This window comes from Blastococcus sp. SYSU D01042, from assembly GCF_054050515.1.
Genome location: NZ_JBJGZM010000002.1, coordinates 123,409 through 137,963 on the forward strand (window position 1 = coordinate 123,409; position 14,555 = coordinate 137,963).

Below are 14,555 nucleotides of genomic sequence, written 5' to 3' on the forward strand. Positions count from 1 at the left end.
CGTCCCGGAGCGCTGAGGCGGGCCGCTAGCCTCGCTGGGTGCCCGTTGCCGTCGTGACCGACTCGACGGCCTACCTGCCGCCGGAGGTGCTGGAGCGCTACGGCATCGACGTCGTGCCGTTGTACGTGGTGCTGGCCGGGCGGTCGGGGACGGAGGGGGAGTCGGTCGACTCCGACGACGTGGCCCGCGTGCTCGGCACCCGCGGGGGCCGGGTCTCCACGTCGCGGCCTACGCCGGGGGACTTCGTCGCGGCCTACCGCCGCCTCCTGGACGCCGGCGCCGACCGCCTGGTGTCCATCCACCTCTCGGCCGAGCTCTCCGGGACCTGGGACGCTGCCCGGCTGGCCGCCTCGCAGGTCGGCGAGCACATCGTCACGGTGGTCGACTCCCGGTCGGCGGCGATGGGCAGCGGCTTCGCCGTGCTCGCGGCCGCCCGCGCCGCCGCCGCCGGCGCGGACGCCGCCGCGGTCGCCGAGGCCGCCCGCCGCACGGCGGCGGCCACCCGGACGTTCTTCGTCGTCGACACCCTCGAGCACCTCCGCCGCGGCGGGCGCATCGGCCCGGCAGCCGCGCTCCTCGGCTCCGCGCTCGCGGTGAAACCGGTCCTGCACGTGGTCGACGGCCGCGTGGTGCCGCTGGAGAAGGTCCGGACCGCGGCCCGCGCCCTGCACCGCCTCGTGCAGCTCGTCGTCGAGGCCGCCGCGGACGCGCCCGTGTCGTTGGCCGTGCACCACCTCGCCGCCCCGGAGAAGGCCGAGCGGCTGGCCGCCGAGCTGCGCGAGCGCGTGCCGACCCTCGTGGAGCTGCACGTCAGCGAGCTGGGGGCCGCCATCGGCGCCCACGTCGGACCGGGGGCCGTGGGCGTGGTCGTGGCTCCGGCGCCGGACGACGGGGAGCAGGCGGAGCAGGACGACGACGGGGCGCCCCCCACGGCGGGCTGAGGGTCCCCCCGCGAACGGCGGGGCGGTGCGGCTGAGGGGCATGACCGCACCCTGGCGGCCACCGGGGACACGTCGCCGCGACCCGTCCACAGGGGCTCTGCCCGTCCACAGATGCGCGCCGGGGCTGCCGTGCGCGCCTGTCGGCTCCCTAGCGTCCGCCGGGTGCAGATCCCACGCCGAACCGACGACGCCGACGTCATCCGGGCGCGGCTGCGAGCGCTGCTCGACGACGGCACCCGTCGCGGGTGGGTGCCCGACGACGAGGACGCCCGGGTGCTCGCCACCGACGCCGGGGAAGCGAGCGATGCGCTCGACGGGAGCGGCACCGGCGACGCCGACGACGCGCGGCCGCCGGGAGTGGGTCGGCACCGCGCGCCGGGGCAGGCGGTCCGCTGGGATCCCGGCCGGTACGGCGCGCGGTCGCTCTGGCTGGCCGGGCTCCTCGCCGCGCTGGCCGTCGTCGGCTGGACGTGGCTGGACCGTCCGCGGGTGGAGCCCGTCCCGCCCGCCCCGAGCGGGAGCGCCGCCTCGCCGTCGTCGCCGCCCAGCCCGCGGGTGGGCCAGGCGGCGGAGACCGCGAGCACCGCGGTGGTCGCCGTCGTCGGGCTCGTCGGGCGGCCCGGCCTGGTGACCGTCCCCGTTGGCTCCCGCGTCGCCGACGCGATCGAGGCGGCCGGCGGCCTCCTGCCGGGCACCGATCCGGCCGCGGTCAACCTGGCGGCCGTGGTCACCGACGGCCAGCAGATCGCGGTCGGCGTGCCCGCTGCCGGCGGTGGCGGCTCTGCGCCGGCGGCCGGAGCGCCAGCCGCCGGGCTGGTCGACCTCAACTCCGCGACGGCCGAGGAGCTCGACGCGCTACCCGGCATCGGGCCGGTCCTCGCCCAGCGGATCGTCGCCCACCGGGACGAGTCCGGGCCCTTCCGCAGCGTCGACCAGCTGGACGACGTACCGGGCATCGGCCCGGCGATCGCGGCGGAGCTGGCCGAGCTGGTGACCGTGTGATCGCACCTCCGCGCCAGGTGCTCGCCCCCGCCAACGGGCGGTGGCGGTGGACCGACCTGAGGCTGGTCCCGGCGGCCGGCGCCGTGTGGGCGGTCAGCCTGGCGGCGCCCTTCCCCGGCCCCTGGGTGCTCGGCACCGTCTCGGCGGTCGCTGCGCTGGCGGGCTGGTGCGTGCGCCGCCGCGGCACCGCCCAGGCCACGCTGCTGCTGGCCGTCCTCGCCGCGGTGGCGGTCACCTGCGGGACGTCGGCGGTGCGCGTCGCCGCGCGGGACACCTCGCCGCTCACCACGTGGGCCGAGCAGCGGCGGACCCTCGCCGTGGAGCTCGAGCTGGACGCCGACCCGCACCTGCTCACGGGTAGCGGCCGGCCGCGTCTCGTCGCCGACGCGACCGTGACCGCGGTGCACGAGGGCACGCAGCTGCACCGGCTCGACGTGCCCGTGCTGCTCTTCGCGCCCGAGGAGGGGTGGCGGGAGCTGCTGCCCGGCCAGCCGGTGCGCGCGCAGGTGGGCACCGCGCCGCCGGAGGCCGGGGACGACGTCGTGGCGGTGCTGTCGGCCCGGGGCCCGCCCACGTCCGTCGGGGAAGCGGACGGCTGGCAGGAGCTCGCCGGCGGCCTGCGCGACGGACTGGCGGGCTCCGCCACGCGGGTGCTGTCCCCGCATCCGGCCGGCCTGCTGCCGGGGCTCGTCGTCGGCGACACCCGGCAGCTGGACCCCGTGCTGGAGGAGGACTTCCGGCTTGCCGGGCTGGCGCACCTGACCGCGGTGTCCGGGGCCAACGTGGCGATCACGATCACCGCCGTCCTCTGGCCGCTGCGCCGGCGGGCGGTGGACCGCCGGGTCCAGGCACTCGTCGGTGGCGCGGCGCTGGTCTGCTTCGTCGTCCTGGCCCGCCCGGAGCCCAGCGTCGTGCGGGCGGCCGCCATGGGCGCGGTCACGCTGCTGGCGCTGGCCTCGGGCCGGGTGCGGGTCGCGGTGCCCGCCCTCGCCGCGGCGGTCTGCGTCCTGCTCCTGCTCGACCCGGGGCTGGCCCGGGACCCCGGGTTCGCGCTGTCGGTCGTCGCCACCGCGGCGATCGTGCTGCTCGCGCCGGGCTGGTCGCGCGCGCTCCGCGGACGCGGTTGGCCCGCGCTCGTCGCCGACGCCCTCGCGGTGAGCGCCGCCGCCGGGCTGGCCACGGCGCCCCTGGTCGCGGCGCTGTCGGGAACGGTCAGCCTGGTGTCCCTGCCGGCGAACCTGCTGGCCGCCCCGGCGGTGCCACCGGCGACGGTGCTCGGGCTCCTGGCCGCGCTCCTCGGCGCCCTGGTCCAGCCGGTGGGGGACCTCCTGGTCCGGGCGGCCGGTCTGCCCACGAGCTGGCTGGTGCTGGTCGCCCAGCGCGCCGCCGCACTGCCCGACGCCGCGCCCGGGTGGCCGGCCGGCCTGCTGGGCGCCGCGCTGCTGGGCGCCCTGCTGCTCACCGCGTGCTGGTCGCTGTGGCGGTACCGGCGGCTGCGCCCGCTGGCGGTGGCCGTCCTCGTCGGGATCGTACTGGTGGGCTGGCCGGTGCGGCAGACGGTGCGCGGCTGGCCGCCACCGGACACGGTCGTCGTCGCCTGCGACGTCGGCCAGGGCGACGCGCTCGTCCTCCCCGTCGGCCGGGGGACGGCGGTGCTCGTCGACGCGGGCCCGGACGTCCCGGCGGTCGACCGCTGCCTCGCGGACCTGGGCGTCGAGCGGCTCCCGCTGGTGCTCCTCTCCCACCTCGACGCCGACCACGTCGGCGGGCTCGCCGGTGCGCTCGACGGCCGCGCGGTCGATCGCGTGGCGACCGGGACGCTGTCTCCGGCCGACGACCGGCGGTCCGCCGTGGAGGCGCAGGTCCGCCGGGCCGGCGCCGAGCACGTGGAGCTGGTGCCGGGGGAGCGGTGGGAGCAGGGGGACGTGGTCCTCGAGGTCCTCGCTCCTGCGCCGGAGCGGGCGACGGCCACCGCCGAGGCGAACGACCTGTCCCTCGTCGTCCGCGCCACCGTCCGCGGCGTCCGGGTGCTCCTCACCGGAGACCTCGGCGCTGACGCGGAGGCGCGGCTGCACCGCAGCGGCACCGACCTGCGGGCCGACGTGCTCAAGGTGCCCCACCACGGGAGCGGGGACGCCGACGCCGGGTTCCTGGCCGCGACCGGCGCCCGGGTCGCGCTCATCTCCGTGGGGGCGGACAACACCTACGGGCACCCTGCGCGCACCCTGCTCGAGACGCTGGGCCGGGCGGGGATGTCCGTCCACCGCACGGACCAGGACGGTGACGTGGCCGTCGCCGGTGCGGCCGGCGCCTGGGGTGTCGCCGCCCGCGGGCGCGGCCCGTGATCGGTGCCCGCGGGGCGGCCGGCGGTGTCGGCCCCGCGTGGCACCATGCAGGCGTGCCTGCCGCTCCCGTGCCACCGACGTCGCGGCTGCGGGTGGTGACCGGCGAGGAGGAGCTCCTGCGGTCCCGCGCGGTGTCGGCCGTGCGCACCGCGGTGGTCCAGCAGCACCCCGAGGCCGAGCTGCACGAGCTGGCGGCGCTGGGCCTGCCCACCGGTCAGTTGGCCGACGTCCTGGCGCCCTCGCTGTTCGGCGGTCACCGGCTGGTCGTCGTCACCGGGGTGCACGAGGCCGCCGGGGCGCTGGCCGACGCGCTGACCTCCTACGCCAGAGATCCGGACCCGGACATCACGCTCGTCGTCGTCCACTCGGGGGGCAAGCGGAACGAGGCGCTGGTCAAGGCCTTCGTCGCCGCCGGCGCCGCGGTGGACGAGTGCCCGAAGATCAGCTCGGCCGGCGACCGGGCGGCGTTCGTCCGCAACGAGGTGCGCACGTTCGGGGGGCGGATCACCGCCGACGCGCTCACCGCCCTGGTCGACGCCGTCGGCAACGACCTGCGGGCGCTCTCGGCGGCGGCGAGCCAGCTGGTGTCGGACTTCGGCGGGACCATCGACGGCGACGCCGTCGCGCGCTTCCACCGCGGGCAGGCCGAGGTCACCGGCTTCACCGTCGCCGAACGTGTGCTCGTCGGTGACCGGCAGGGATCGCTGGAGATGCTGCGCTGGGCGCTGCAGCGCGGGGTCGCGCACGTGCTCATCGCCGATGCGCTCGCCGACGGGGTGCGCACCGCGGCCCGGGTCGCCTCGCTGAGCTCGAGCAACCCCGGCGAGCTGGCCCGCACGCTCAAGATGCCGCCGTGGAAGGTGAAGAAGGCGCAGGCCCAGTCCCGCGGCTGGAGCATCGACGGGCTGCAGCAGGCCATCGCCGTCACCGCCGAGCTCAACGCGGACGTCAAGGGCGCGGCCGCCAGCGCCGATTACGCGCTGGAGCGGGCGGTGCGCCGCATCGTCGACATCCGCACCACCACCGGCCGGGGGCGCGCCCCCGCCGGCCGCTGACGTCCGCCCCCGGAACGCGGACGAGCCCCCCGCCCGGCGAGGGGAGGAGGGCTCGTGCGCGTCCGCGTCACGAGGACGCGGGACGCCGGATCAGAGGCCGGCGGTGAGCTTCGCCAGACCCGACTTGCGGTTGGCGGCCTGGTTCTTGTGGATGACGCCCTTGCTGGCGGCCTTGTCGAGCGCCTTGTTGGCGTTCGTCAGAGCGGCGGCCGCGGCGGCGGCGTCCCCGGACTCGGCAGCCGTGCGGACGCGCCGGACGGCCGTCTTCAGGGCGGACTTGACCGCGACGTTGCGCTGACGCGCCTTCTCGTTGGTCTTGATCCGCTTGATCTGGGACTTGATGTTCGCCACGCGTGAGCCTCGGAAATCTAAGGGGGTGAGTCGACAGTGCGTCCGGGGCACGACGAAGCGCCCAGCGGACCGGCCTCACAAGATACCAGTCCGCCACCGTCCACCCAACCCGCGGCGGTCACCCGCATCCGGCGGCGACGCGGCGCACGCCCCAGGCCAGGCCCGCGTCGTGGAAGTGCCGTTGGAACGACCGGAGCGTCGGCAGCCCGGCCGGCGCCGGGCGCCGCATCGAGCGGGCGAACATCCCGGTCATCGCCAGCACCAGGTCGGTCACCTCCCGCGGGTCGGCGCGGGCGACGAGGTCCGAGCGCCCGATCAGGGCCTCGGGGTCGACGCCGCCCTGCGTGGTCGCGTCGAGGGCGAACAGCACCGGGTCCACCCACTCGGCGCCCCGGGACGCCCAGGCCCAGTCGATGAAGGCCACCGACCCGTCGGGCGCGAGGAGCAGGTTGTCGGCGCGCACGTCGCCGTGCACGAGGGTGTCCCCGGCCAGCCAGCCCGCGGCCGCGAGCCGCTCGGGCACCCCGGCCAGCCAGTCCAGCCGCTCGGCCTCCCAGGGGTGCAGGTCGGCGGGTGGGTCCGCCGCCAGCTCGGCCCACGCGCCGAGGTCCCCCGCCAGCCGCTCGGCCACCGTCGGGAGGCCGGGGACGGGGCAGGGGGTCGCCGCCCGCGCCAGGCCGGCCAGCGCCTCCACCACGCGGCCGGCCGCGTCCGGGGTCCACGGCAGCGGGGCGGCCTGCCCGTCGAGCACCTCCAGGACCAGGGCCACCCACTCGTCCGGGCCGTCGGCCCACTCCACGTGCGCCCGCAGCGCCGGGGCCGGGAGCGACGAGGGCAGGCCCGCCGTCACGGCCGCCTCGGCCCGCAGCAGCCGCGGGGTGTCCGGGTTCAGCGGCGTCCCGACGGCCTTGACGAAGGCGCAGCTGCCGTCGGCGCACGTCACGACGACGGCCGGGCCGGGGGAGAAGCCCCCGGTCCGGGGCGACACCGACACGACCGGCGAGCCCAGCGCGGCATCGATCTCCGCGCGCAGGCCCGCCGGGAGCCGGTCGTAGGGGAGGCGCGGGCTGCCGGGCAGGGACACCGCGCCACGGTGCGCGACGAGGTCGTCCTCGGGCAATCGCTTATCCGTCGTCCCGGCGTGGGACGATGGCCGCACTGTGACGACTCCCGCTACCACCGACCCGGCCCTCATCCGGAACTTCTGCATCATCGCCCACATCGACCACGGCAAGTCGACGCTGGCCGACCGGATGCTGGAAGTCACCGGGATCATCGAGGCCCGGCAGATGCGCGCCCAGTACCTCGACCGCATGGACATCGAGCGCGAGCGCGGCATCACCATCAAGGCGCAGAACGTGCGCCTCCCGTGGAAGGTCGGCGACACCGAGTACGTCCTGGACATGATCGACACCCCGGGGCACGTGGACTTCACCTACGAGGTGTCCCGGTCGCTGGCCGCCTGCGAGGGCGCGGTCCTGCTGGTCGACGCCGCGCAGGGCATCGAGGCGCAGACCCTGGCCAACCTCTACCTGGCCATGGAGAACGACCTCACGATCATCCCGGTGCTCAACAAGATCGACCTGCCGGCCGCCCAGCCGGAGAAGTACGCCGCGGAGATCGCGCACATCATCGGCTGCGAGCCCGAGGACGTCCTGCGGGTCAGCGGCAAGACCGGTGAGGGCGTGCCGGCCCTGCTGGACGCGATCGTCGCCCAGATCCCCGCGCCCGTCGGCGAGGCGCAGTCGCCGGCCCGGGCGATGATCTTCGACTCGGTCTACGACATCTACCGCGGCGTCATCACCTACGTCCGCGTCGTCGACGGCCGGATCTCCGCCCGCGACCGGATCAAGATGATGTCGACCGGCGCGACCCACGAGCTGCTCGAGATCGGCGTCATCTCCCCGGAGCCCAAGCCGGTCGAGAGCCTCGGCGTCGGCGAGGTCGGCTACTTCATCACCGGCGTGAAGGACGTCCGCCAGTCCCGCGTCGGCGACACGGTGACCCACCAGCACAAGCCGGCCGCGGAGCCCATCGGCGGCTACAGCGACCCCAAGCCGATGGTCTACTCCGGCCTGTACCCGATCGACGGCAGCGACTACCCGCTGCTGCGCGAGGCGCTGGACAAGCTGCTGCTCAACGACGCCGCGCTGACCTACGAGCCGGAGACCTCCGCGGCCCTGGGCTTCGGCTTCCGCGTCGGCTTCCTGGGGCTGCTGCACCTGGAGATCGTGCGCGAGCGGCTCGAGCGCGAGGCCGGCATCAGCCTCATCTCCACCGCACCCAACGTCGTCTACCGGGTGACCATGGAGGACCGCTCGGAGATCGTCGTGACCAATCCGAGCGACTGGCCCGAGGGCAAGATCGAGAGCGTCCACGAGCCGATCGTCAACGCCACGATCATCGCGCCCAGCGACTACACCGGCGCGATCATGGAGCTCTGCCAGGGCCGGCGCGGGCAGCTCGGCGGCATGGACTACCTGAGCGAGTCCCGGGTCGAGCTGCGCTACACGCTGCCCCTCGGCGAGATCATCTTCGACTTCTTCGACGCCCTGAAGTCCAAGACCCGCGGCTACGCCAGCCTGGACTACCAGGAGGCCGGCGAGCAGGAGTCCTCGCTGGTCAAAGTGGACATCCTGCTGCAGGGCGAGGCCGTCGACGCGTTCAGCGCGATCGTGCACAAGGACAAGGCCTACAGCTACGGCGTGATGATGGCCGGCAAGCTGCGCGAGCTGATCCCGCGGCAGCAGTTCGAGGTGCCCATCCAGGCCGCCGTCGGCTCCCGGGTCATCGCCCGCGAGACCGTCCGCGCGATCCGCAAGGACGTCCTCGCCAAGTGCTACGGCGGTGACATCACCCGCAAGCGCAAGCTGCTGGAGAAGCAGAAGGAGGGCAAGAAGCGGATGAAGATGGTCGGCCGCGTCGAGGTCCCCCAGGAGGCGTTCGTGGCCGCGCTCTCCACGAACGAGTCCACCGCCTCCAAGAAGTGAGCGGACGCGTCGAGGCCGTCTGCGTCTCCGGGGCGGACCTCCTGCCGCTGCCGGACAAGCGGCCCAACCGCAGCGGGATCGACAAGAAGCCGGTTGCGGGCCGGGTCGCCGTCCACCGGCTGGGCCTGGACGGCGACGTCCAGGTCAACAAGAAGCACCACGGCGGGGAGGGCCAGGCGGTCTACGCCTACGCCCAGGAGGACGCCGAGTTCTGGATCGCCGAGCTCGGCCGCGAGCTGCCGCCCGGCCGGTTCGGGGAGAACCTGCGGACCTCCGGGCTGGACCTGCGCGGCGCGGTCCTCGGCGAGCAGTGGCGGATCGGGACGGCGCGCTTCGAGGTGACCGCCTGGCGCACCCCGTGCGCCAACTTCGCCCGGTTCTGGGGCGTCCCCGACCTGGTCAAGCGGTTCGCCGCGCACGGTGCGACCGGCGCCTACCTGCGGGTGCTCGAGACCGGGGACGTCGGGGCCGGCGACGACGTCGAGATCACCGCCCGGCCCGACCACGGGATCACCGTCGAGACGGCGTTCCGGATCGTCATGACCCAGCGGTCGCGGCTGCCGGAGCTGGCGCCCGCCCTGCGCCACTTGCCGCTCAAGGACCAGCCGAAGATCGCCGCCAAGATCGCCGCCCGGAGTCCCGCCGCATCCTGACCGGCCGCCGCGTGACCGATCTGACCACCTGCGGGGGCAGCCGGCACCGCCGCCGCCTGAGAAGGTGGAGGGGAGCCGATTCCTCCGGCTCCCGGACGAGGGGTGCCGTACCCGGAGTGCGACAAGACGGCGCCGGAGGAGATCTGCCATGGCCTGGCTCGTGCTCGTCGTGTCCGGAGTGCTCGAGGCGGTGTGGGCGACCGCGCTGAGCCGGTCGGCCGGCTTCACCCGGCTCACCCCGTCGATCGTCTTCGCCATCGCCATCGTGCTGAGCATGGCCGGGCTGGCCCACGCCATGCGCGACCTGCCCGTGGGCACCGCGTACGCGGTGTGGGTCGGCATCGGTGCCTCGCTCACGGTCGTCTACGGGATGGTGACCGGCACCGAGCCGGTGTCGCTGGCGAAGGTGCTGCTCATCCTCGGGCTGGTCGGCTGCGTGGTCGGGCTCAAGCTCGTCCACTGAGCCGGGACGCCTACTGCAGCGTGAAGACGATCTTCCCGTTGGTGCGGCCCTCGGCCATGCGTGCGAAGCCCTCGGGCGCCTCGGTGAGCGGCAGCTCGACGTCGATCTGCGGGCGGATGCCGGTGACGGCGCACATCCGGATCAGCGCCTCGAGCTCGTCCTTGGTGCCCATGGTCGAGCCGATCACCGAGAGCTGGGTGAAGAAGACCCGGTTGAGCTCGGCGCCGGGGTCATAGCCGGTGGTCGCGCCCGAGGTGACGATGACGCCGCCGGGCTTGAGCGACTTGACGCTGTGGCTCCAGGTCGCCTTGCCGACGGTCTCCATGACGCCGTCCACCTTCTCGGGCAGCCGGGCGCCGCTCTCGAACGCCTGCTCGGCACCCAGGGCCAGGGCGGAGGCGCGCTTCTCCTCGCTGCGGCCGGTCACCCAGATCCGGTAGCCCGCGGCGCGGCCGAGCACGACCAGCGCCGTCGCGACGCCACCGCTGGCGCCCTGCACGAGCACCGTCTGCCCCGGCCGCAGGCCGGACCGGACGAACAGCATCCGGTAGGCGGTGAGCCAGGCGGTGGGCAAGCAGGCGGCCTCGGCGAAGGACAGGTCGGCGGGCTTGGGCAGCAGGTTCCGCCTCGGGACGGCGACCCGCTCGGCCATCGACCCCTGGTGGACCTCCGACAGCAGCGAGCGCTTCGGGTCCAGCGTCTCGTCGCCCATCCAGCCCGGACTGGCGATGACGCCGTGCACGACGACCTCGTTGCCGTCCTCGTCCAGGCCCGCGGCGTCGGTACCCAGGATCATCGGCATCCGCTCCTGCGGCAGGCCGATGCCCTGCAGGCTGAACAGGTCGTGGTGGTTGAGGCTGACCGCCCTGACCTGGACCGTCGTCCAGCCGTCGGGGACCTCGGGCTCGGGGCGCTCACCCACCTCGAGGACGGAGAGCGGGTCCTTCGGGGCAGGCGTCGAGACGAAGGCAGCGAGCATGCCGGGACGCTAACCGAGCCGCGCCGGGGCAGCGACGCGGGTGGTTGACCCCGCCCCTAGCCTGTGGCCTGACTCACCCGATCGGCGTCAAGAGGTCTGCCATGGCGACACGTGCACTCGTTCTCGGTGGCGGCGGCGTCGCCGGTATCGCCTGGGAGCTGGGCCTGCTCAGCGGCTGGGCCGCCGAGGGCGTCGACGTCCGCGCCGCCGATCTGGTCGTGGGCACGTCGGCCGGCTCGGTCGTGGGCGCGCAGCTGCGCCTCGGCGAGGAGATCCAGTCGCTGTACGAGCGCCAGCTCCTCCCGCCCAAAGGTGAGCTGAAGGTGGAGTTCGACGGCGTCTCCACCATGGCCGCGTTCGCCGAGGCGATGAAGGGCAACACCGGCGAGCAGGACGCCCGGGCCCGCCTGGGTGCGCTCGCGCTCACCGTGGACTCGGTGCCCGAGGCCCAGCGGCGCGCCATCATCGAGGGCCGCATCGGCGACCCGGAGTGGCCCACCGCCCGGCTCGTCATCACCGCCGTCGACACCGCGGACGGCGAGTTCCTGCCCTTCGACGCGTCCTCCGGGGTGCGGCTGCTCGACGCCGTGACCGCCAGCTGCGCCGTCCCGGGCGTCTGGCCGCCGGTCACGGTGGGCGACCGCCGGCTCATGGACGGCGGCATGCGCTCGGTGACCAACGCCGACCTGGCGGCGGGTTGCGAGAAGGTCCTCGTGGTCACCCCGACGCGCGGGATGCCCGGCGGGCTCCTCGGCCCCGGCCTGGACCGCGAGCTCGAGATCCTGCAGGAGGAGGGGAAGGCCGAGGTGCACGTGGTCACCGCGGACGAGGCGTCCCTCGCGGCCTTCGGCAGCAACGTGCTCGACCCGGCGACCCGCGAGCCCTCGGCCCGCGCCGGCCGGGCCCAGGCCGCCGCGACCCTCGAGGCCGCCCGCGCCTTCTGGGGCTAGACGTCAGCGGACGACGACGACGTGCTCCCCGCGGGGCACGAACTCGCCGATGACCGGGGCGCCGGGCACCTCGCCGCCCAGCAGCAGCCCGCCGGAGGTCTGCGCGTCGGCGAGCAGCAGCGCCTCGTCCTCGGACACCGCCTGCAGGTCGGTGTGCGGGCGCACCCAGTCGAGGTTGCGCCGCGTCCCGCCGGAGACGAAGCCGGCGGCCAGCGCCTCGCGGGCCCCGGTCAGGTAGGGCACGGCGGCGGCGTCGACCACGGCCGTCACGCCGCTGGCGCGGGCCATCTTGTAGAGGTGGCCGAGCAGCCCGAAGCCGGTGACGTCGGTGCCGGCCCGGATGCCGGCGGCGACCGCGGCCTGCCCGGCGTCGCGGTTGAGGGCGGTCATGGAGGCGACCGCCTCCTCCGACAGCTCCCCGCTGGCCTTCATCCGGTTGTTCAGCACGCCGACACCCAGCGGCTTGGTCAGGCTGAGCGCGGTGCCGGCGACCGCGGCGGAGTTGGTGATGATCCGGTCCACGTCGACGACGCCGGTCACGGCCATGCCGTACTTCGGCTCGGGGTCGTCGATGGAGTGCCCGCCGCCCACGTGGCAGCCGGCCTCGTGCGCCACCGCCAGGCCGCCCCGCAGCACCTCCGCGGCGAGCTCGGCGGGCAGCACGTCGCGCGGCCAGCCCAGCAGGTTCACCGCGACCACCGGGGTGCCGCCCATCGCGTAGACGTCGGAGAGCGCGTTGGCCGCGGCGATCCGGCCGAACGTGAAGGCGTCGTCGACGACCGGCGTGAAGAAGTCGGTGGTCAGCACCAGGCCCTGACCGCCCGCGATCCGCACGACCGCGGCGTCGTCGCCGTCGTCCAGGCCGATGACCAGCTCCGCGGCGGGGTCGGCCGGGCCGCCCGCGGTGAGCCCGGCCACCACGCTCTCCAGCTCGCCGGGCGGGATCTTGCACGCGCAGCCACCGCCGTGCGCGAACTGGGTGAGGCGGATCGTCGCAGGTGCGGTCGTCACGCCCCCGAATGTAGTGGCGCAGGGTCGCCCGGCACCGCGTGAGCGCGGGCGCCGGTCCGCGGTCGTCGGGGCCATGCTGGAAGCCCGCTGACCACTGCTTCGAGGAGATGTCATGGACGAGGTCGACGTGCTCGTCGTGGGAGCCGGGTTCGCCGGCCTCGTGGCCGCCACGGACGTGCGGGCCGCCGGGCGGAGCGTGAGGGTGCTCGAAGCCCGCGACCGGGTCGGCGGCCGCACCGAGACGGTCCGGGTGGCCGGCGCGGAACTGGAGGCCGGCGGCCAGTGGGCCGGCCCAGGGCAGCACGAGCTGGCGAGGCTGGCGAGCGGTCTCGGCGTCGAGACGTATCCGCAGCCGGCGGCGGGCGACGAGGTGGTGATCCGGTCGGACGGCTCGCCGGTGCGGACGACGGCGGGGCTGGTGGAGGTGCTCGACGGTGCGGCCGCTCGGGAGCTGGCGGAGGCCATGGCTGCCCTGGACGCCCTCGCGGGCACCGTGGACGTCGACGCCCCGTGGCGGACCCCGGATGCCGAGGCGCTGGACTCCGCCACGCTGGACAGCTGGATGCAGGCCCACATGGCGTCCGCGGACGCCCGGACGGCGCTGCGCGTCACGGTGCGGGCGGTGTTCGCGACGGACCCGGCGAACCTCTCGCTGCTGCACACGCTGTTCTACGTCGCCTCCGCCGGTGGGTGGACGCCGCTGGTGAGCACCGAGGGCGGCGCCCAGCAGGACCGCGTCGTGGGCGGTCTCCAGGAGGTCGCGCTCCGGCTCGCCGCAGGGCTGACCGACGTCCTCCGGCTGCGGACCCCTGTCCACCGGCTGTCCCAGGACGCGACGGGCGTGCAGGCGGAGTTCGACGGCGGAGCGGTCCGTGCCCGGCGGGCAGTCGTCGCCGTCCCGCCGACCCTGGCCGGCCGGCTGGCGTACGAGCCCGCCCTCCCCGCGGCGCGCGACCAGCTCACCCAGCGGCTGCCCGGCGGATCCGTCGTCAAGTTCCACGTCGTCTACGAGCGGCCGTGGTGGCGCGAGCGGGGACTGAGCGGAACGGTCTTCTGCCTGGAGGGCCCGGTGTCGGTCACCTACGACGCGACGACGCCGGGAGGTGGACCCGGGGTGCTGACCGGCTTCGTCGAGGGCCCCGACGGCATCGCATTCGGGCGGCAGACCCAGCAGGAGCGGTGCGACCGCATCACCGAGGTGCTGCTCCGCGCGTTCGGGCCCGAGGCCGGCAACCCACGGGCCTACGCCGACCGGGACTGGTCGGCGGAGCCGTGGACGCGCGGCTGCTACGGCGCGCACTTCCCGCCCGGCGCCTGGACGCAGCTGGGCCCCGAGCTGCGACAGCCGGTGGGCCGCATCCACTGGGCCGGCACGGAGACGGCCACCCGCTGGATGGGGTACGTCGACGGGGCGGTCGAGTCGGGGCACCGGGCGGCACGCGAGGTCCTGACCCAGCTCCCGCGGGACTAGGCACGGCCGCCGGGCAGCAGCCGCAGCCGGGGCGGCTGCGGTGCCTCGGGCGCCGCACGGAGGGCGCGCCCCGCGGGGTGCCGCGACCGCGACCCCGGCTCGGCGGCGGACCGGCCGGCCTGGGCGCTGGTCCGTCGGCCGGCCTCCTGCAGTTCCGCCCGCCGGCGCGGATCGGGCTCCAGCGCCAGCAGCACCTTCTCCAGCGCGGCCCGCCCGGCATCGGCGAACGGGCCGGGCGGCTGGGCGGCCAGCGCCACGGCGACGGCCGCCGCCTCCTCGGGGGAGAGGGTGACGGGCGGCAGGAGCGCGGTGGTGCGGGACCCGATGAGCTTCACGTCGCGGAT

Annotated in this window: 14 protein-coding genes and 1 riboswitch; of the genes, 9 read left to right on the top strand and 5 right to left on the bottom strand. The window is 75.4% G+C overall.

Features of this window, described 5'->3' with window-relative positions:
* Positions 1-38 precede the first annotated feature (38 nt).
* From ACI79H_RS04735 to holA, 4 genes are all read left to right on the top strand, one after another.
* Positions 39-941, top strand: a complete 903-nt coding sequence (locus ACI79H_RS04735) for a DegV family protein (protein ID WP_456553223.1) — start codon at positions 39-41, stop codon at positions 939-941.
* A 162-nt stretch (positions 942-1,103) separates the two neighbouring features.
* The gene (locus ACI79H_RS04740) at positions 1,104-1,943 is read left to right on the top strand and encodes a helix-hairpin-helix domain-containing protein (protein WP_456553224.1); all 840 of its coding nucleotides are present in this window, start codon (positions 1,104-1,106) and stop codon (positions 1,941-1,943) included.
* Positions 1,940-4,288 (top strand): ComEC/Rec2 family competence protein, encoded by a 2,349-nt coding sequence (locus ACI79H_RS04745; RefSeq protein WP_456553225.1) that lies wholly within the window; start codon positions 1,940-1,942, stop codon positions 4,286-4,288. The genes ACI79H_RS04740 and ACI79H_RS04745 overlap by 4 nt, the downstream gene beginning before the upstream one ends.
* A gap of 53 nt (positions 4,289-4,341) precedes the next feature.
* Positions 4,342-5,343 (top strand): DNA polymerase III subunit delta, encoded by a 1,002-nt coding sequence (gene holA / locus ACI79H_RS04750; RefSeq protein WP_456553226.1) that lies wholly within the window; start codon positions 4,342-4,344, stop codon positions 5,341-5,343.
* A 90-nt stretch (positions 5,344-5,433) separates the two neighbouring features.
* Here the strand turns inward: holA and rpsT are convergent, their stop codons facing one another.
* Both rpsT and ACI79H_RS04760 read right to left on the bottom strand, forming a co-directional pair.
* A complete protein-coding gene (gene rpsT / locus ACI79H_RS04755; protein WP_456553227.1) occupies positions 5,434-5,694 on the bottom strand; it encodes a 30S ribosomal protein S20 in 261 nt (86 codons plus the stop codon).
* Between the two features lie 118 nt (positions 5,695-5,812).
* On the bottom strand, positions 5,813-6,778 hold the full coding sequence (locus tag ACI79H_RS04760; protein ID WP_456553228.1) for a phosphotransferase family protein: 966 nt from the start codon (positions 6,776-6,778) through the stop codon (positions 5,813-5,815).
* Positions 6,779-6,854: 76 nt separating this feature from the next.
* On the opposite strand from ACI79H_RS04760, the gene lepA reads away from it, so the two are divergent.
* From lepA to ACI79H_RS04775, 3 genes are all read left to right on the top strand, one after another.
* The gene (gene lepA, locus ACI79H_RS04765; protein WP_456553229.1) at positions 6,855-8,684 is read left to right on the top strand and encodes a translation elongation factor 4; all 1,830 of its coding nucleotides are present in this window, start codon (positions 6,855-6,857) and stop codon (positions 8,682-8,684) included.
* Positions 8,681-9,337, top strand: a complete 657-nt coding sequence (locus ACI79H_RS04770; protein WP_456553230.1) for an MOSC domain-containing protein — start codon at positions 8,681-8,683, stop codon at positions 9,335-9,337. The genes lepA and ACI79H_RS04770 overlap by 4 nt, the downstream gene beginning before the upstream one ends.
* A 69-nt stretch (positions 9,338-9,406) precedes the next feature.
* Positions 9,407-9,473: riboswitch (guanidine-III (ykkC-III) riboswitch) on the top strand.
* Positions 9,474-9,485: 12 nt separating this feature from the next.
* Positions 9,486-9,800, top strand: coding sequence for a DMT family transporter (locus tag ACI79H_RS04775; RefSeq protein WP_456553231.1), 315 nt, complete (start codon positions 9,486-9,488; stop codon positions 9,798-9,800).
* 10 nt (positions 9,801-9,810) lie between these two features.
* On the opposite strand, the gene ACI79H_RS04780 is transcribed toward ACI79H_RS04775, so the two are convergent.
* Entirely contained in the window at positions 9,811-10,779 is a 969-nt protein-coding gene (locus ACI79H_RS04780; protein WP_456553232.1) for a zinc-binding dehydrogenase, read from the bottom strand.
* Between the two features lie 101 nt (positions 10,780-10,880).
* On the opposite strand from ACI79H_RS04780, the gene ACI79H_RS04785 reads away from it, so the two are divergent.
* Positions 10,881-11,729: a patatin-like phospholipase family protein gene (locus ACI79H_RS04785; RefSeq protein ID WP_456553233.1), complete on the top strand. Its 849-nt coding sequence runs from the start codon at positions 10,881-10,883 to the stop codon at positions 11,727-11,729.
* 3 nt (positions 11,730-11,732) lie between these two features.
* Here ACI79H_RS04785 and selD read toward each other — a convergent pair whose 3' ends face one another.
* Positions 11,733-12,740, bottom strand: a complete 1,008-nt coding sequence (gene selD / locus ACI79H_RS04790) for a selenide, water dikinase SelD (RefSeq protein ID WP_456553234.1) — start codon at positions 12,738-12,740, stop codon at positions 11,733-11,735.
* A gap of 112 nt (positions 12,741-12,852) precedes the next feature.
* Between selD and ACI79H_RS04795 the strand changes: the two genes are divergently transcribed.
* Complete coding sequence (locus tag ACI79H_RS04795) at positions 12,853-14,211, top strand: flavin monoamine oxidase family protein (RefSeq protein ID WP_456553235.1); 1,359 nt, start codon at positions 12,853-12,855, stop codon at positions 14,209-14,211.
* Here ACI79H_RS04795 and ACI79H_RS04800 read toward each other — a convergent pair.
* Positions 14,208-14,546 carry a hypothetical protein gene (locus tag ACI79H_RS04800; protein ID WP_456553236.1) on the bottom strand — a complete coding sequence of 113 codons (339 nt, stop codon included), beginning with the start codon at positions 14,544-14,546 and terminating at the stop codon, positions 14,208-14,210. The genes ACI79H_RS04795 and ACI79H_RS04800 overlap by 4 nt on opposite strands.
* Between the last annotated feature and the right edge of the window lie 9 nt (positions 14,547-14,555).

Excerpts from the sequence above, each read along its gene's own strand:
- ACI79H_RS04775 (WP_456553231.1), top strand. The coding sequence starts at position 9,486 with ATGGCCTGGCTCGTGCTCGTCGTGTCCGGAGTGCTCGAGGCGGTGTGG.
- ACI79H_RS04780 (WP_456553232.1), bottom strand. The coding sequence starts at position 10,779 with ATGCTCGCTGCCTTCGTCTCGACGCCTGCCCCGAAGGACCCGCTCTCC.
- ACI79H_RS04785 (WP_456553233.1), top strand. The coding sequence starts at position 10,881 with ATGGCGACACGTGCACTCGTTCTCGGTGGCGGCGGCGTCGCCGGTATC.
- ACI79H_RS04795 (WP_456553235.1), top strand. The coding sequence starts at position 12,853 with ATGGACGAGGTCGACGTGCTCGTCGTGGGAGCCGGGTTCGCCGGCCTC.